14 protein-coding genes are annotated in these 17,851 nt (G+C 68.7%); 7 read left to right on the top strand and 7 right to left on the bottom strand.

The window, feature by feature from the left end; all coding sequences use genetic code 11:
• Nucleotides 1-239 precede the first annotated feature (239 nt).
• On the top strand, nucleotides 240-1,070 hold the full coding sequence (locus VF557_01900; protein HEX8078943.1) for a helix-turn-helix transcriptional regulator: 831 nt from the start codon (nucleotides 240-242) through the stop codon (nucleotides 1,068-1,070).
• Between the two features lie 304 nt (nucleotides 1,071-1,374).
• On the opposite strand, the gene VF557_01895 is transcribed toward VF557_01900, so the two are convergent.
• From VF557_01895 to VF557_01885, 3 genes are all read right to left on the bottom strand, one after another.
• Nucleotides 1,375-2,757, bottom strand: a complete 1,383-nt coding sequence (locus VF557_01895) for a cytochrome P450 (GenBank protein ID HEX8078942.1) — start codon at nucleotides 2,755-2,757, stop codon at nucleotides 1,375-1,377.
• 3 nt (nucleotides 2,758-2,760) lie between these two features.
• The gene (locus tag VF557_01890; protein ID HEX8078941.1) at nucleotides 2,761-3,723 is read right to left on the bottom strand and encodes a DUF1702 family protein; all 963 of its coding nucleotides are present in this window, start codon (nucleotides 3,721-3,723) and stop codon (nucleotides 2,761-2,763) included.
• 164 nt (nucleotides 3,724-3,887) lie between these two features.
• Complete coding sequence (locus VF557_01885; GenBank protein HEX8078940.1) at nucleotides 3,888-4,853, bottom strand: DUF1702 family protein; 966 nt, start codon at nucleotides 4,851-4,853, stop codon at nucleotides 3,888-3,890.
• Between the two features lie 408 nt (nucleotides 4,854-5,261).
• Between VF557_01885 and VF557_01880 the strand changes: the two genes are divergently transcribed.
• Together VF557_01880 and VF557_01875 are read left to right on the top strand one after the other, a co-directional pair.
• Nucleotides 5,262-6,197 carry a hypothetical protein gene (locus VF557_01880; GenBank protein ID HEX8078939.1) on the top strand — a complete coding sequence of 312 codons (936 nt, stop codon included), beginning with the start codon at nucleotides 5,262-5,264 and terminating at the stop codon, nucleotides 6,195-6,197.
• A gap of 85 nt (nucleotides 6,198-6,282) precedes the next feature.
• Nucleotides 6,283-7,014, top strand: coding sequence for a hypothetical protein (locus VF557_01875; protein ID HEX8078938.1), 732 nt, complete (start codon nucleotides 6,283-6,285; stop codon nucleotides 7,012-7,014).
• Nucleotides 7,015-7,122: 108 nt separating this feature from the next.
• On the opposite strand, the gene VF557_01870 is transcribed toward VF557_01875, so the two are convergent.
• Together VF557_01870 and VF557_01865 are read right to left on the bottom strand one after the other, a co-directional pair.
• Nucleotides 7,123-9,423 (bottom strand): EAL domain-containing protein, encoded by a 2,301-nt coding sequence (locus VF557_01870; GenBank protein HEX8078937.1) that lies wholly within the window; start codon nucleotides 9,421-9,423, stop codon nucleotides 7,123-7,125.
• An 83-nt stretch (nucleotides 9,424-9,506) separates the two neighbouring features.
• Nucleotides 9,507-11,579, bottom strand: coding sequence for an EAL domain-containing protein (locus VF557_01865; GenBank protein ID HEX8078936.1), 2,073 nt, complete (start codon nucleotides 11,577-11,579; stop codon nucleotides 9,507-9,509).
• A 166-nt stretch (nucleotides 11,580-11,745) separates the two neighbouring features.
• Between VF557_01865 and VF557_01860 the strand changes: the two genes are divergently transcribed.
• Nucleotides 11,746-12,519 carry a GAF and ANTAR domain-containing protein gene (locus VF557_01860; protein HEX8078935.1) on the top strand — a complete coding sequence of 258 codons (774 nt, stop codon included), beginning with the start codon at nucleotides 11,746-11,748 and terminating at the stop codon, nucleotides 12,517-12,519.
• A 63-nt stretch (nucleotides 12,520-12,582) separates the two neighbouring features.
• Here the strand turns inward: VF557_01860 and VF557_01855 are convergent, their stop codons facing one another.
• Nucleotides 12,583-14,064: an MFS transporter gene (locus tag VF557_01855; protein HEX8078934.1), complete on the bottom strand. Its 1,482-nt coding sequence runs from the start codon at nucleotides 14,062-14,064 to the stop codon at nucleotides 12,583-12,585.
• 268 nt (nucleotides 14,065-14,332) lie between these two features.
• Between VF557_01855 and VF557_01850 the strand changes: the two genes are divergently transcribed.
• Entirely contained in the window at nucleotides 14,333-14,854 is a 522-nt protein-coding gene (locus tag VF557_01850) for a carbonic anhydrase (protein HEX8078933.1), read from the top strand.
• Here VF557_01850 and VF557_01845 read toward each other — a convergent pair.
• A complete protein-coding gene (locus VF557_01845; protein HEX8078932.1) occupies nucleotides 14,851-15,975 on the bottom strand; it encodes a YihY/virulence factor BrkB family protein in 1,125 nt (374 codons plus the stop codon). The two genes, VF557_01850 and VF557_01845, sit on opposite strands and share 4 nt — an antisense overlap.
• A gap of 242 nt (nucleotides 15,976-16,217) precedes the next feature.
• On the opposite strand from VF557_01845, the gene VF557_01840 reads away from it, so the two are divergent.
• Both VF557_01840 and VF557_01835 read left to right on the top strand, forming a co-directional pair.
• On the top strand, nucleotides 16,218-16,691 hold the full coding sequence (locus VF557_01840; GenBank protein HEX8078931.1) for an SRPBCC family protein: 474 nt from the start codon (nucleotides 16,218-16,220) through the stop codon (nucleotides 16,689-16,691).
• A gap of 126 nt (nucleotides 16,692-16,817) precedes the next feature.
• Nucleotides 16,818-17,843 (top strand): 3-oxoacyl-ACP synthase III, encoded by a 1,026-nt coding sequence (locus VF557_01835; GenBank protein HEX8078930.1) that lies wholly within the window; start codon nucleotides 16,818-16,820, stop codon nucleotides 17,841-17,843.
• Nucleotides 17,844-17,851: the final 8 nt, after the last annotated feature.

The following is a 17,851-nucleotide window of genomic DNA, read 5'->3' as shown; positions in this document are numbered from 1 at the left end:
TGAATTGAAAAATGCGAGTGGCGTGTTTTTGTTCGCTCGAATGGCGCAGGACTTTGCACCGAGTGAAGTAGTTACGCAGCGCTGTTATGCAGTAAATCGTAGCGACGGCTGGTAATGCATGTCGTGACCCCCTCATTCTTGCTCTTTCATTTAGCCACTCATGCATCCATAAATCGATGCCGGACTCGAACTTGGTCAACCAGATCCAAGGAGGAACTGTGCAAACTGCCGTCGAACGTGTGATCACAAACATGTGGGATCGGTACGACGAACCGTTGTCCCTCGAAGAAATGGCAGACATGGCGGTGTTCAGCAGGTTCTACTTCTCCCGGGTCTTCCGCAGCATCACCGGCACGTCGCCGGGCAGGTTCCTGACGGCCATCCGGCTCTACAAGGCCAAGAGCCTGCTGCTCGAGACCACCACGAGCGTCACCGACATCTCCTACCAGGTTGGCTACAACAGCCCTGGCACGTTCTCAAGCCGGTTCACACGCAGCGTCGGCATCTCACCGGCGCGCTACCGCTACCTGTCCGAAACGGGCATTCCGGCTCCCGAGTACCCGCTGGTCACCGGCCAGCACCTCGGCGGGCTCCGCGGCTCGGTGACGGCTCCGCAGACCGACGTGCCGACCCGGGTGTACGTGTCGCTGTTCGACAGCACCATCCCGCAGGGCACTCCGATCGCGTGCGCGGTGCTCGACGGTGAAAGCAGTTTCGAACTCCTCGGGGTGCCGGAGGGGCAATGGTTCATCCACGCGACCGCGGTGGCCGTGCGCAACCTCGACCCCCGCCCGTGGATGCGCAAGCCGGTGTACGTGGCCGCCAGCCGGCCGGTCAAGGTCGTGGCCGGGCGCACCGTGACCGCCAACGTCGAACTTCGCCCGCCCCGCCTGACCGATCTGCCGATCCTGCTTGCGCTGCCCGAACTCGACAGCCGGACGCCCGTGGTGCCCTCAGCGCTCGCAGCGCCAGACGCGGAGCCCGACACCGGCTGGCAGCGACCGCGCCCGCTCGACACCACCAGCTCCGGCAAGGCCCTGGCCGGCACTTCCCGCCTGGCGGCGACCTGAGGTGGCCCGGCCGCGACCCGGCCAGCCGCGGTCGCCAACAGCACATCGGAGCGGGTACACCTGGTGGTCAGGTGTACCCGCTCCGGCTGTGGTCACCCGGGTGTGTGGGCCGTGGAGCGCTTCTGGCCCAGGCGCGGATCGGGCCCGCAGCCGGCCCGCTCGGCAGCAGCCGCTGATGGCCGCAGCCCGCAGGGCAGCCGGTGGGCAGTAACCCCTCCGCAGAAACGCTGAAGGCCCCCGCCCTCACCGCGCCGAACACTCGGCGTCCGGCGAGCAGGACGGGGGCCTGCCAGCGACAGCGCGCTCAGACCACGGAGTGGACCAGCATCGGAAGCCCGCCACGAACCCGCAGCGAGAGCATCGGCTCGGGCACCACCCGGTAACCGGGCAGCTTGGCCAGCCGTAGCTGCCGCACGACCGAGGAGATGACGAAGACCGCCTCCATCATGCCGAGATGGTTGCCCACGCAGAACCGCGGTCCGGCGCCGAACGGGATGTAGGCATAGCCCGGCCGGTTGGCCGTCCGACTCGGGTTGAAACGCTCCGGGTCGAATCGCTCGGGGTCGGTCCAGAACTCCGGATGCCGGTGCATCGTGTACGGGCAGACCACCACGTCGGCGCCGGCCGGCACGTGATAACCGCCGACCTCGTCATCGGCCTGCGCCAGCCTCGGCAGGATCCAGACCGGCGGGTAGAGCCGCATCACCTCTTCGACCACCATGGAGGTGTAGGTCAGGCGATGCAGGTCCTCATACGTCGGCGATCGGTCTCCGAGCACCTCGACAGCCTCGTCGTGCAGCCGCTGCCAGACATAGGGATGCTTGTCGATCAGGTAGAACGTCCAGCTCAAAGTGCTTGCCGTGGTCTCGTGCCCGGCCAGCAGCAGGGTGACCAGCTCATCGCGCATCCGCTGCTTGCCCACCACCGGATCCGGTTCTCGCCGGGTCGAGTCGATCAGCCGCGACATCACGTCATCGCCACCGCCGCCGCCCTCGCTGTTGCGGGCGAGCCGGTCGGCCACCAGCGCGTCGACGACAACCTCGAGGTTCTGCCGGGCCTTGCGAAAGCGCAGCTGCTTGGGCAGCGGCACCCACATCGGCACCTTTCCCAGCGACACCATCTCGAACATCGCCTGGTCCTGGACGGCCTCGAACGAATGGCCGACGCCGGCGTAGGCGCTGAGGTCGGCGTCGAGCAACGCCTGGCCCAGCACGCCCAGGGTCAGGCCGGTCATCTCCTGGGTGATGTCAACCGCCCCGCCACCGGCATGGTTTCGCAACCGCTCCACCAGCCTGTCGGCCTCGGCCGCGATCACGCCGGCCTGCTGGGCGATCCGCTTGGCCTGGAACACCGGCTGGATCATCTTGCGCTGCTTGCGCCACAACTCGCCGTCGCTGGTCAGCAGGCCGTCGCCGATCGCGCGCTTGGCCTCGACCAGCCCGATGCCCTTGTGGTAGTTGCCGGCGTTGTCAGCCAGAACATGCTTGGCGTACTCGGGATTGTTGAACAGGTACAGGGTCTTCGGGCCGATCGACAGCCGAACCGCGTCACCGTAGTTCGACGCTGCCAGGTTCATCAGCCCCAGCCGGTCCGAAGTCAACTTGGTCAGCAGCCCGAGGGTTGCCGTGCGAGGCGGTCCGGGCGGCGTACGTCGCGGCAGACCGAGCGTGGGGGTCGGTCCGGCCATCAGCTAGATCCGTCCCAGGTTGACGAAGGCATCGGCGATCCGCTGCCGCCAGAGCTCGTAGACTGGCAGGTCATCGACCGCGGGGCCCTCCGGGCGAAGGTCGGTGCTGGCCTGCGATGCCTGCTCCGGGGTCATGCCGCAGAACACCTGGGTGGCCAGTCGGGTGTGCGGGACAACCAGACCGGCTTCCAGCCGGGCGGTCGAGGCGAAGGCCGAGCCCTGGGCGACCTGCGGGCGGTACTTGCCCGCGCGGTCCCAGAACGCGAGCAGCTCTTCCTCACCGGCGCCACCGGCGTAGGTGGCCGCCAGGCCCGCGCCGCTCCAGAGGTCGGGCTGACGGGACTCGGGGAACTTCTCGATCATGCTGGCCACCAGCTCGGCCTCGGTGCCGCCGACGAACCACAACGCCCGGCCGATGCCCTGATCGATCGCGTGATTGGCGTACCACTGCTGGCCTTCGGTCGGCCACGGGAACCCCGGCTCCTGATACTGCCTGGTCACGTACTTGTCAGTCTTGAAGTAGGCCTGATGAAACCCGAAACCGTCCAGCACCAGCCATCGCATCAGCGGATCGGCGACGGTGATCCGTGACCACCGAAAGCGTGGCAACCTTGCCATCGCCCACCCCACGCCGATGTAGGCCATGTAGGCGTGGTGACCAGCCCGGCCGGCCAGAAACTTCGACACATTACGGCTGCCGCCTACCGGCAGGCCGTCTAGCACGGCGTAACCCATCGCCGCGCCTTCGTAGGCAAAGCCTTTGAATTGCGGCGCAATCTGCTCCAGCTGCTGCTCGCACTCGGCTACCGTCCGGGCCTGCACGGCGTAGCCGTAGCCAGTCAGGAACGAGGCGCCCACCGTCTCCAGCAACTGCTTGGCAGCTGGGTCTTTCTCGTTGAAACCACGGACATCCAGCTTCGTCGCGGACATGTTCGGGGTAAGGATGCGGCGCCGGAGCGCCCTCAAGCCGGGCAATTTTTTCTCCCTCGACGGTCAACACGACCTAGAGTTCTCGATGAACGAATGCTTGCAGCGCCGGATAAAAGGTGCTTACTCCGTTGTGCCTACTCATCGATTCGCCGCCGGCAGGCCGCCGGCGACTCGCGCCATCAGGGGCCCGCGAGCGCGACTCAGGACGCCGTGAAATGCGCGCGGATGCGCCGGCGCCAGATCTCGTACTGGGGCAGCGCGCCGCTGCCGTCCGGCCCGACCTCGGTGCGGTCGGCCAGCGCGCTGGCTCCCTCGATGGACAGGTCGGTCAGTTGCTCGTTGGCCAGCACCGTGTGCTCGGGAACGAAGCCGGCGTGGGTACGGGCCTTGACGGCGAACACCGCTCCGAGCGCGAGCTCGGCCCAGTGTTCGTCGGCGTACTTGCGCAGCTCGGCCATGCCCTCGGGCGGGCAGCCACCCGCGAACGTAGACGCCAGACCCACTCCGCTCCACAGGTCGGCCTGTCGACCTGGGGCGAAGCGACGCACCGCCGCGTTCACCTTGTCCGGGTCACCGCCCGAGATGAACCACAAGGCCCGGCCGATGCCCTGGTCCACCGCGCGCGGAAAGTACTCCGGTGAGCCCTGCCACGGGTAGGCAGCCGGAATCTCCTGCCGGTCGACCCAGCGTTCGGTGTCGAAGTAGGCGCGGTCGAAGCCGTAGCCGTCCACCGCCAGCCAGCTCATCATCGGGTGGTAGCGCGAGGCCAGGTCGGGCAGCACTTTCCTCCACAGGGGACGGGGCAATCTTGCCATCGCGAAGCCGATGCCGATGTAGGCAAGCAGGAGGTGCTTCTCGCCCGCCCCGCTGAGCAGCTCGCGGGTGCGGTTGCCGCGGATGGTGTCAAGGATGGTGTACGCCATCGTCGCGCCCTCGAAGGCGAAGCCGCGCTGCTCCTCGTCGACCAGGCGCAGCCTGCGCTTGACGTCGGTCAGGTCATGGGCGGCGATGGCCCATTCGAATCCGCACACCACAGCCTGCGGCACGGCTTCGAGCCGATCGGTGGCCAGGGTGGGGGGCACTGGGAAGCCGCGGCCGGCGAAGCTCACATCCTCGAGCGACGGGGCAAGCACCAGTCCTCGAATCGAACCGAGAATCGTAGGCAATGTCTCTCCTCATGTCGTAACGGGCCTTGGCGTGCTCCCCGTCACCCGGAAGCTGACACCTGGCCACCGGTACCGTCCGAATCGAGCGCAGACGGCAGGATCACAGCACGCTCGAATGACGAGTCGGCCCGCCCGGAGTGCGGAGAGTCGATCCGCATTCGGGAAATACTGACCGTCGCCGGCGTCCAGCGCGTCTTGACATGTGCCGTACCGGTCGGAGCTTATGCCCTGGATCTTTCGTCACCCGGCCCACCCGGCGCCGGCGACACACCGCAAGCTCGAAGAGGCCGGTCCCCTGGAGCGGTGTGATCCTCGAGCTCCAGGGGTGGCGTGGGTCCAGCGGTTAGGAACTGACGCTTTCTAACTTGGCATCAGAACAAGTTCAGCAGGCCCAGAAAGGCAATAGTCATGGTCGACGTCCAACCGGTTCAATCCCCACCCACCACCATCGATAGTTCACGGCGCAACCGGGCGCTGCTGATCGGGTTCCTTGCCGGGCTCGCAATGGCTGTGCTCTGGTCGTACAAGTTCGTCGACACCACCATCGGTCAGAACATCGCCAAGGCCGGACTGGGTCATGACGCCGAGACGACGCCGATCAGCGGGTTGCTCTCCGGCGCGATGTTCGCCTTCGTGACCGGCGTCGCGGGGTCGTTCACCGCCTGCAACATCGCGGTGTTCGGCGTTGTCGGGCCGATGGTCGAGCAGCAGCAGAGCCGGCGGCAGACGCTGCGGTCGATGCTGCGCCCGATGGGCTGGCTGGTGGCGGGCATGCTGCCGGTCTCAGCGCTCTACGGCGCGATCGGCGCCTGGTGGGGACCCAGCATCCCGCAGTTGTCCACCGACATGATGGGCACCATGCCGGTGCGGCTGGTGCAGTCCTCGGTGGTGTTCGGCCTGATCGGGCTGGCCCTGCTCTACCTCGGGCTCGCCGAGCTGCGGCTGGTGCCGGACCCGCTGGCCAAGCTGGAGCAGCGCTACCCGAACGCCCGGCTGGTGGTGCTGGGGGCGCTCATCGGCGGCTTCCTGATCGGACGGCCGTTCCCGCTGTTCCACAAGATGTTCGTCTACGCCGCCGAGAACAACAACCCGGTCTACGGCGCCTCGATCTTCGTGCTGCAGTCGCTGGGCAACATGCTGATCATGGGGATCCTGTTCGCGTTGCTGACCATGATCGGCCGGGGCTGGCTGGTGCGATGGATGACTGCCAAGCCGGGCCGGATCGCCACCGTCACGGCGACCACATTCCTGGCCGTCGGCGTCTTCACCGTCGTCTACTGGACCATCCGGGTGCCGGCGATCTTCGGCTACGGCTGGTTCCCAACGATGCCCTACAACGGTTAAGGTCTGTTTCTCCCGATTGGCGGTCGCGAACAGTAAGCTTGCTGAAACCGCGAGTGACCATCAGGGCCCGGCCGAGAGGATCCGCATGGAAAGCGCCGCCCTACTGAGCTTGCGGTTCAACCCCGAGGCGGACCTGCTGGCGGCCACCCGGGAGTGCGAGGCCGATGTCTTCCTGCGGGCCTACGGCAACACCCGGCAGCAGCTGCAGGACGAATACGGGCCCTACGATGATGCCTCGGTGTTCATCGCTCTGACCAATGACAGCGGTGACGTGCTCGGCGCCTGCCGGTTGATCCGGCCCACCGAGCTCGGGCTCAAGAGTCTGGACGACGCGGCCCGGCCGCCCTGGTCACTCGACGTGGCCAGGTCGGTGCGGGCCGCCCGGCTTGATCCGATGCAGACCTGGGACGTGGCGACGCTGGGTTGCCGGCGGGGGCTCAAGGGGCCGGGCAAGCTGGCTGGGGCCGCACTCTTCCACGCGCTGGTGCAGGTGGTCCGGGCCAACCAGATCCGGTCCGCGGTGATGATCATCGACGAGCGGGTGCGGGCCCTGCTGGCCTCGGCGGGCATGACCGGCCACACGCTGCCCGGCGCCCAGCCGTCCCGCTACCTCGGCTCGGCAGCCAGCACGCCGGTGTACCGGCACTGCGACGAGGCCTTCGACCAGCAGCGCATCACCAACCCGGAAGCGCACCGGCTGTTCACCCAGGGCATCGGGCTGGACGGCATCCGGGTACCGCCGCTTGCCGAGTTCCGGTTCGTCGAGCGGTCCACCGTGGACGCCGGTTCGGCGCTGGCGGTCGGCGCCTCGGTCTGACGGCCACAAGCCTGACGGCCACAAGCCTGACGGGCACAAGCCTGACGGCCTCGGCCTGACGGCTACAGGTTCGGCGGCTACGGTCCGACAGCGCCCGCGAGGATGCCCTTACGGATCCAGCCGCTGACCGTCCACCGGAAGCGAGTCGAACCCGCCGTCAGACACCGTGGTGCGGTCCCGGATCCAGAACTCGACATCAGCGGCCGGCATCGGCTTGGCTACGTGATAGCCCTGCAGGACGTCCACGCCCATCGCGATCAGGTCGGCAGCCGTCGCGGCGTTCTCCACGCCCTCAGCAACCGTCCGCAGCCCCAGCGCCTGCGCCATCTGGAAGGTGGAGGCCACGATCATCCGGCTGCGGGTGTCGGTGTTCATGGCGGCGATGAAGGAGCGATCCATCTTCAGCTCCTGCACCGGCAGGTCGCGCAGGTAGGACAGTGAGGAGAAGCCGGTGCCGTAGTCGTCGATCGCGATCTGCACCCGGTGCGCCCGGATGTCTCGCAGGATGGTGCGGGCCCGCGCCGGCTCGGCGATGAAGCAGTCCTCGGTGACTTCGATGACCAGGCTCTCGGCCGGCAGCTTGGCCTGGGCGATCGCTTCGTACAGCTGGGGCAGGAAGACCCCGCTGAGCAGTTCCGGGGGCGCGCAGTTGAGCGAGACCCGCGGCTCGAGGCCGCTGAGCCGCCAGCGACGCAGGTCCTCCACCACCATCCGGCCGACGGCCAGCGACAGCGGCAGCATCAACCCTTCCCGGCGGGCCGCTGCCAGGAAGGCGATCGGGTGCAGCAGCCCTCGCTGCGGGTGCTGCCAGCGAACCAGCGCCTCCAGCCCGCAGACCCGCTGGGTCGCGGCATCGATCTGCGGTTGGTAGTGCAGCACCAGTTGGCCTTCGGGGATCGCCTTGCGCAGTTCCTCGGCCAGCTGCAGCTTCTTGCGGGAGAAGTCGTCACTGTGCACGTCGTAGAGGACCGCGCCGGCCCGGGTCGCCTTCGCCTGGTACATCGCCACGTCCGCCCGGCGCAGCAACTCCACGCTCTGGGTGTCGTTCTCCGAGCGCACCGTGATTCCGATCGAGGCATTCGTGCTCAGCTCGATGCCCTCGACCAGGGTGGGTTGCAGCAGCACCTCGAGGATCATCTGAGCGGTTTCCAGCAGGACCAGCGCGTCGTCGCTGGCCATCACGATCGCGTACTCGTCACCGCCCAGCCGCCCGATCATCACCGAGGACGGCAGCGCCTGCCGCATCCGGTGCGCGGCCAGTTGCAGGACCGAGTCCCCGGCGGCGTGACCGAGGGTGTCGTTGACATCCTTGAACCCGTCGAGGTCGAGCAGCATCAGCGCCAGGGGCCGCTCGGACGCCAGCTCGGCGTCCAGCTTGGCGATCACCGAGCGCCGGTTGGGCAACAGGGTGAGGTCATCGGTGCGCGACAGCGCGAAGGCCTCGGCGGCGCCCTTGGCTTCGCGCAGCGCCAGCACCAGCCGGCCGCCGGCGGCCAGCAGGGTGATCACCGCCGGCCAGGTGAGGTACGGGCCCAACCCGCTGTGCGGGCGCACCGCGAGCACCGCGATCGCGATGAAGGCCGGCCCGACCATCAGCAGGGCTCCCGGACGCCGGGGCAGCGCCTTGAGCACCTCGGCCCCGGGCCGGCAGGCTGCCTCGACGATCAGCGCGAAGCCCGCCGCCCAGAGCAGGCCGTCCACCACGTTGAAGCCGTAGGTGCCGTCGGAGAGGTTGAGCACGAAGTTGAGGTCCGCGATCGCGAACAGCGTCAGGCCCAGGCACAGCACCGCTGACTTCTGCCAGCTGCGACGCACCCTCAGCACCACCTGACCGACCACCAGCAGGATCAGGGCGATATCGATCATCGGGTAGAGCATCGCCAGCAGCAGCGGCACCCCGTGGCCACCGACCGCGCCGCCCACCTGGACCAGCAACGGGCTGCCGGCCAGGCACGCGGTGCCGCCACACACCACGATCGCCTCGAGCCAGCCGTCCACAGCCGCGGTCAGGCGGTGCGCGGTGTCGATGATCAGGTAACCGGCGATGCCGACGTAGGCGGCCAGGAACAGCCACTCGCCGGGGGCCGGGAACTGCGTCAGATCAGGTTCGGAGGAGCTGGCGTTGAGCACCACGGAGCCGGCGGCCCACAGGGTCAACGCGGCGAACAGCACCCACAGCGCGCTGCGGCGGCGGCGGCGGGCGGCGGCCGCGACCGCGATCCGCAGCAGGATCAGCACGAAGAAGACCGCGAGGGTGAGGATATGGGCGACCTGCACCATGTCGGTCGGGCCGTTGGCGCCTACCAGGTTCAGGGTGAAGCCGACCGAGATGACAACCCAGGTGGCGATGCCGAGTAGCCGGACGGCGTGCGCGGCCCGGGCCTCGCGCCGTTCAATCCCGCTGGACATATCACCCCCATCTCCACGCTCGTCAGAGACACCTTGTCTGCTGATCGACAGTTCTTGAACCGATCTGAATACCGACGCTGTGATCAGGAGGCCACCTCGGCCCGGATGATCACGTCGTCGAGCTCCGCCAGTCCGCTGCCCTGGTGCGCCAGCAGCCATTCGGTCGCCTGGACGGCCGGCATCGGAGCGGCGACGTGCCAGCCCTGAGCGCCGTCGCATCCGAGCTCGCGCAGCAACCGCCACTCACCCTCGGTCTGCACGCCTTCGGCGATCGCTCGCATTCCCAGGGCATGGGCCAGCTCGGCGATGGCCCGGACGATCCCGGCCGACGAGCGGCTCTCACCCACCTGGCATACGAACGCCCGGTCGATCTTGATCTCGCTCACCGGCAGCGCCCGCAGCCGCAGCAGCGAGGAGTAGCCGGTGCCGAAGCCGTCCAGGCTCAGCGTCACCCCCATCGCGTCCAGGTCACCGAGCACCTCGTCGAGCTCATCGCTGGGCCGTGCCAGCACCCGCTCGTCGATCTTCAACTGCACCATGTCGGGCGGCAGTGCGTAGCGGTTCAGGCCGGTGCGCACCAGCTCGGCCAGCCGGCCCTCGAGCAGGTCGCTCAGCGCGACGTTGACGGTCACCGGCACCGACAGGCCGAGCAACCGCCAGTCCGCGACCTGGGCCAGCGCGCGCATCACCAACCGGTCGGTCAGCAGGTGCATGAGTCCGGAGCGCTCGGCCAGCGGCAGGAACTCCTCCGGCGGCACGAAGCCCCGTTGGGGATGCTGCCAGCGGATCAGCGCTTCGACGCCCAGCAGCGAGCGGTCGCGCAGCGAGACCTTGGGCTGGTACTGCAGGCTCAGGGCATCCGAGTCCAGCGCCTGGCGCAGATCGCCGAGCAGGGTCAGCCGATCGGTGGAGTTGCGATCCCGATGAGATGAGTAGGTCACCACGCCGCCGCGCGATTCCTTGGCGACGTACATCGCGACGTCGGACAGCCGCAGCAGGTCCTCGGCGAGCAGGGCGTGCTCGGGGTGCATCGCCAGCCCGATCGAGGCCCCGATCTCTAGCCGCATCCCCTCCAGCGACACCGGGTGTTCCAGTGAGGCCCGGATTCGCTCGGCCACGCTCAGCGCCTCGGCCTCGTCGGCGTCCGGAACGATGACCGCGAACTCGTCGCCGCCGAGGCGGGCCACGTGATCGCTGGGACGCACCGAGTTGCTCAGCCGTTCGGCGAAGTGGATCAGCAGCTGGTCACCGACGTGATGGCCCAGCGTGTCATTGACCTCTTTGAAGCGGTCGAGGTCGATCAGCAGCAGCCCGAACGGCCGCCCGTCCCTCTTGGACTGGGCCAGCTCGGCGGCCAGCGAGGCCTGCAGGTGGGTGCGGTTGGGCAGGCCGGTCAGCGCGTCATGGCCGGCTTGATGCTCCTTCTCCAACGACATCTGAGCCATCTTGTAGACCAGCACCAGCGGGATGAGCAGCAGTGGCAGCAGCACCCAGGCGGCGATGGCCACTGTCACGATCAGCGGCGAGAGCGCCAGCACCGAGAAGGTCGTCGCGGTGTAATGCACGAAGTCGTTGGACAGGAAGCGCCAGAACGAGCTGGTCCAGGCCAGCGCGCCGGAGACCAGGATCAGGTTGGTGCAGAAGTAGGCGACGCAGGCGCCGGCCATCCACGGCAGGTCCGCCCCGGTCAGCATGCCGAGTGGCTGCTCCACCGTCGGGGTGCGGGAGCTGAACGCCATGACGACCCAGGCGGCGCAGATCGAGAGGTTGTACTGGCCGACGTTGAAGAACACCTTCCAGGCCTGCTTGCGGGCCCGGTGGTCGGCTGCCATCGAGGCGAAGCTGACCACCACGATGGCCGGCCACGGCCCCCAGAGGAACAGGATCGCGCAGGCGAAGGCGGTTGACATCACCACGCCCTGCGGATCGTGGCCTCGTCCCTGGATCAGGGGGCGCAGCTCCAGCACGACCAGCAGCACCGCCGTCATCGCCAGGGGCGCGCCGGCCTCACCCAGATCCGAGCCGACTACGGAGTGGATCGCGAGCGCGAGCGCGGCCCAGCCCAGCAGCACCGACGGGTACCAGAACATGGTGAACATCGAGAGGGCGCGAAAAGACGGGCGACCACCGCCCATGCCACCCCGCTCCCCGACCATGAGGTTCCTATCGGCGGATCGGATCCGGAGATTAGGAATCGTGAGAGGAGGAACTGGGCCCGCCATCCTGCAGGTTGAATACTGTTAAGTAGCCAAACCGCTGGGTGATCATGCAAGATGCTCACAGTCTCTGCACGTCGCAGACAAACGGGTAAGGGTAGGGCAGATGGACACCAACGAGATGCTGGAGCTTTCGCAAGAGTTCGCCGCTCTCGGCGCCGAACTGCACGGCGACGGTGACAACCAGGCTGCCCTGCACCGGATCGTGGAACTGGCCGTCAAGCACGTCGAGGGCTGTGGCTGGGCCAGCATCACGGCGGTCCGCGGTGGGCAGGGCTACAGCGTCGCGGCCTCGGACGAGGTGGCTCAGCAGGTCGATGAGCTGCAGTACCGCTTCGCCGAGGGACCCTGCATGGCCGCGGCCGAAGACGCCTCCAACTACCTGCTCTTCGATATCCACAACGAGCAACGGTGGCCGCAGTTCACCCAGGCTGCCGCCGAGCAGACCGAGGTCCGCAGCGTGCTGGCCTTTCAGCTCGCCGCCGGTCGAGAGGTCGCCCTGAACCTGTACGCCGATCAGCCGGGCGCTTTCAGCTCCGACGCCATCGACACGGCCACCATCTTCGCGGCGCACGCCTCCAGCCTGATCGCGCTGAACGAGGCCGAGGACCAGGCGACCAACTTGGAGGCCGCGCTGGAGAGCAGCCGTACCATCGGGGTGGCGCTCGGGGTGCTGATGTCGGCCCGCAAGGTGACCCAGGAACAGGCTTTCACGCTGCTGCGGGTGGCCAGCCAGAACCTGCACCGCAAGCTGCGCGCGGTCGCCGCCGAGGTGGTCGAGACCGGCACGTTGCCCGACCTGCCGGCGCCCAAGCCGGCCAAGGTCCTCGAGTTGAGCACCGCCGTGGACGGCGCCGAGGTCGAGGTCTCCACCAGCTGAGGGCCTGAGGTCCGGCATGCGCTGGTCCGGCGTGCGGCTGGGACGGCGTGCGCCGGGACGGTTCTAGCGACCGGGTACCGGCGGCTCCAACGACGGGTGGACGCCGGCGGGGGCCACGGTGGCAGGGTCCGGCCCGCCGGCCAGCACGTCGTCAGAGATGGTGAGCGCGGCCAGCAACCCACCGGCGACGCACAACCCCGCGGCGATCCACACCGCCTGCTGGTACCCGTTGGACAGCAGCACCGGATCGGCGAGGGCTGCGGGCGTGATGCCGGCCAGCGCCGGCAGCACCGCGACCGCGAGCAGCCCGGCAGTCCGGGCGACCGCGTTGTTGACCGCCGAGGCGACGCCCACCTGGCGCTCCGGAGCGGCCGCCAGCACGGTGGCGGTCAGCGGCGCGACGGTGACAGTCAGGCCCAGGGCGAAGACCAGGACGGCGGGCAACACCCCGGTGACGTAGTGCGAGTCCGCCCCCACCTGGGACAGCAGGGCCAGCCCGACCCCGGCCAGCACCGGGCCGACCGTCATCGGCCAGCGCGGGCCGATGCGCTGCGCGAGCCTGCCCATCCGGGCCGACAGCAGCAGCATCACCGCGGTTATCGGCAGCAGCGCGCTGCCTGCGGCGACCGGCGAGAATCCGACTACCAGCTGCAATTGCACCACCAGCAGGAACAGCGCTCCGGACAGCGCCGCGTAGACCAGAAAGGTGACCAGGTTGGCGGCGCTGAACTGCCGGGACCGGAACAGCGTCAGCGGCATCATCGGATCGCGCCGGCGGTGTTCGTTGACGCCGAAAGCCACCAGCAGCAACACCCCGGCGGCCGCGGTCACCGCCAGCGACACCGGCCACCGGCGCACCGGCCCCTCGGTGAGCGCGTAGACCAGGGCGCCCAGGCCGAGGGCGGCGAACCCGGCGCCGGGCAGGTCGAGCCGGCCGGTGGCCTGCTCGTCCCGGGTCTCGGGCACCCACCTGCGGGTGACCAGGATGACCACCACGGCCAGTGGCAGGTTCAGCAGGAACACCAGCCGCCAACCCCACGGCGCCATTCCGGCCAGCAGCCCGCCGACCACCGGCCCGGCGGCGGCGGCGATCCCGCCCAGCCCGGACCACGCGCCGACCGCCGCGGCCCGGTCCTCGCGGCGGAACACCGCCTCCATGATCGCCAGTGACCCCGGGGTCAGCAGAGCCGCCGCGACTCCTTGCAGCCCCCGCATGCCGATCAGCACCTGCACGGTCGGCGCGGCCGCGCAGCCGGCCGACGCGATCGCGAACCACAGCACGCCCAGCAGGAAGATCCGGCGCCTGCCCAACCGGTCGCCGAGGGACCCGCCGAGCAACAGCAGCCCGGACAGGGTGAGGGTGTAGGCGTTGAGCGTCCACTGCAGGCTGGTCAGGCCGGCGTCGAGGTCGGCGCCGATCCGGGGCAGTGCGACGTTGACCACCGTGGCGTCCAGCGAGGCCATCCCGCTGCCCAGCACGGTGGCCGTCAACACCCACCGTCCGGCGCTGGACTTCAGTGCCAGCTGGCGACTTGGCGCGGTCACCGCCGCCGGCCGGTGGCCGACCCGGCCGAGGTCTTCGCGGGCACCGCACTCCTCCTACTGACCTGGGACTTTCCGACCGATCCGGGCCCGCCGACGCGACCGCGGTCGCGGCGGGCCCGCGCGGCACGCTCGCACAGTCTGGCATCGACCGGGGCCGCGTGACCGGGACGAGGACACTCTGAGCAATAACGGACCAGTGAGCGTCGGCACGCGCGGACAGAGCACGCCCGCCGCATACTCGCGATCGCGCCTCTGTTCAAATGGAGCCATGATCGAGGCGTTCTCAGATGTGCTCAGCGCCAACCAGGACTACGTCGCCAGGTACCGCGACCCGCACCTTGAGGGTCGGGCGGCCCGAGGGCTGGGCGTGGTGACCTGCATGGACTCCCGGATCGAGCCGCTGGCCATGCTGGGGCTGGACAAGGGCGATGCCAAGATCCTGCGCAACGCCGGCGCCCGGGTGACCGAGGACGTGCTGCGCACCCTGGTGCTGGCGGTGCACCTGCTCGCGGTCGACCGGGTGATGGTGGTCGCGCACACCGACTGCCGGATGGCCAAGGTCACCGACGAGCAGGTGCATGCCGACATCCTGGCCGGTTCCGGCGTGGACACCCGCAGCCTGGACTTCGGCACCATCATCGATCAGCGAGCCACGCTGGCCGGCGACGTGCTCAAGATCCGCAGCTCACCCTTCCTGCCCGCCGAGCTGGCGGTGATCGGCTGCGTCTATGACATCCAGACCGGCAGGCTCACCGTCGAGGTGGACGGCGCGGAAGTGGTCGGCGACTAGTTCTTGTTCTCGAGCCCGGTGGCCTGTTTCTGCTTGTCCGGGGTCAGCTTGCGGGTGTCGCGCGGCTCGGCGAACGGGGTCTCGTCAGGCGGCTGACCGGCCTCGATGGCGCGCGCGTGCTGCAACTCGGCGTTGAACTCCGCGCCGAGCAGGATCGCGATATTGGTGATCCACAGCCAGATCAGGAAGATGATCACGCTGGCGAGCGAGCCGTAGGTCTTGTTGTAGGAGCCGAAGTTCGAGACGTAGAACGCGAACCCGGCCGAGGCGACGATCCAGATCAGGACGGCCAGCACGCCGCCGGGACTCACCCACTGGATCCCGGGCTGCTTGACGTTGGGCGCGGCGTAGTAGAGCACCGCCAGCATCACGCTGACGATGACGATCAGCACCGGCCACTTCGCGATGCTCCAGATCAGCAGCCCGGTGTCACCGACGCCAAGCGCCTGACCGACCCGTTCGGCCAGCGGCCCGCTGAACACCACGATCACGGCGGCCAGCACGCCCAGCACTGCCATCGCCAGGGTGATCGCCAGCCGCAGCGGCACCGTCTTCCAGATCGGGCGGCCCTCGCCCATCTCATAGATGGCGTTCGAGGCCCGCATGAACGCGGCGATATAGCTGGAGGCCGACCACCACGCGAGTGCCAGGCCGAACAGCGCGGCCAGCCCGGCGCTGTTGCGCGACTGGACGCTTTCCAGGATCTGCTCGAACACCGAGCGCACCCCGCCGGGAGTGAGCGACCCGACGTTCTCCACCAGCTTGTCGGTGGTGGACTCGCCGAGCAGCCCCAGCATCGAGACCATCACCAGCAGCCCTGGCGCCAGCGTCAGGACGCCGCGGTAGGTCAGCGCCGCGGCCCAGTCGGACAGGTTGTCGTTCTTGAACTCCTTGACCGAGCGCTTGAGCACGCCCTTCCAGGAGGTGTCACTGAGGTCAGACAGCTCGTCGGGCGCTCGATCGGCCTTGGAGGTCGTCTTGGAGGTCATCGTGGTGCTCCGGTTCTCCGGCTTCGCGCCGGCCCGGGCCCGGCAGGAGGACCGGTAGGGCGGCGCGGCCAGTTGGCTATCGGCGGCTGCCGGCTCGCGCGGGCTCACCGGGGGCCGGACGGTGCGGCTCACCGCGGGCGGCTGGTGGTTCAACCACGTTCAGGTTTCTCATAGGTCCGCACTTCAAAGTAAGCGGTTCGGCGAACCCGCTGCAACTACCGGGCCGGGGTGTCGGCGCGGCAATGCGCCACCCACCTGGCCCGCCCGCCGTCCGGGGCCGGCATCGCCTCGCCCACCACGGCGGCTGCGATACGGTCTAACCGTCTCAGCACAGCCGACCGCGTGTCCCGGACGCGCCCTATCGAGGGGAAGCCATGCCTGGCAAGCAGAAGCGGATGACCGAGGTGCATGCTGGAATGCGCGCCAGCGCCGAACGCGTCTTCGCCGAGCTGGCCGACGGCTGGGCCTACGTCGGCTGGGTGGTCGGCGCGGCCCACATCAGGGACGTCGACGCCAGCTGGCCCGAGGTGGGCAGCAAGATCTATCACAAGGTCGGGGTGTGGCCCTTCGAGGTGTCTGACTACACCGAGTCGTTGGCGTGCGAGCCGGATCGCCGGCTGCTGTTGCGGGCCCGTGGCTGGCCGCTCGGCGAGGCGACCGTCGAGGTCGTGCTCGAGGCGCGCTCGCCGCTGCTGACCGAGGTGACGATCCGGGAGGCTCCCAGCGCCGGGCCCGGGCAATGGCTGGACAATCCGCTGCTCAGGCTGATGCTGCGGCAGCGCAATCGCCAGACCCTGCGACGGCTGGCCGACCGGGTGGAGCACCGCGTCCTCACACCGCCGGCATAGCACCCGGCAGGCCGGCCACACCCGGCAATGGCACACTGAGGGGGAAAGGTTGGCTGCGAAGACGCCGCAGCGGGGACCCCCGACGCGGGAGCAGCACCCCGGTGTCGCTTTGCGTGAAGGTTGGACATGCCGGGTAATTCAGAGTTTCGGTTTCGCAACACGAGCGTGTTGACGGTCGCTTCGATCGACGCGCCGGTCGTGGTGACCTCGGCCGAGATAGACGCCCAGCTGAGCAAGACCTACCAGCGGGTCGGTTTGCGGCCCGGGCTGCTCGAGCGGCTGGCCGGCATCCGAGCGCGCCGGTGGTGGGCCGAAGGCACCACTTTCGCCGACGGCGCGGCGATGGCCGGCGGCAAGGTCATCGCCGAGTCGGGCGTCAGCGTCGACGACATCGGCCTGCTGGTCAACACCTCGGTCAGCCGGGCCCACCTGGAGCCTGCGACCGCCGCCTCGGTCCACGACGCCATCGGGTTGCCGAGTTCGTGTCAGAGCTTCGATGTCACCAATGCCTGCCTGGGGTTCCTCAACGGCATGCAGCTGGCCGCGGCGATGATCGACGCCGGTCAGATCGAGTACGCGCTGGTCGTCAACGGTGAGGATGCCCGTCCGGCCCACCAGGCGGCGCTGCGCAGGCTGGCTGAGGAGGTGTCGACATCGAAGGATGTGATCGCCGAGTTCGCCACGCTCACCCTTGGCTCGGGCGCGGTCGCGATGCTGCTCGGCCGGACTGACCGCAACCCGCACGGGCACCGGCTGGTCGGTGGCGCCACCCGGTCATCGACGTCGCATCACGAGCTCTGCGTCGGGGACGTCGAGCTGATGCGCACCGACAGCAAGAACCTGCTCAAGCACGGCCTCGAGCTGTGCACCGGGCTCTGGAGGGACGCCCAGCAGGGCTTCGACTGGGCACGCGGCGCTGACCGCTACATCATCCACCAGGTCTCGCAGGTGCACACCGACGCGATCTGCGCGGCACTGGGCATCGATCCGGCTCGGGTGCCCCGGACGTTCCCCACTCGCGGCAACATCGGACCCGCATCGGTGCCTTTCACCCTGGCCGCCCAGGTCGATTCGCTCGCGCGGGGGGCGAAGGTGCTGCTGATGGGGGTCGGCTCGGGCCTGAACGCGTGCTGCCTCGAGCTGGAATGGTGATCGGCGCG

Source organism: Jatrophihabitans sp. (assembly GCA_036389035.1).
Taxonomy (GTDB): Bacteria; Actinomycetota; Actinomycetes; order Mycobacteriales; family Jatrophihabitantaceae; genus Jatrophihabitans_A.
Note: the sequence above shows the minus strand (reverse complement) of the source record. Positions and strands in the feature narration are given on the sequence as shown.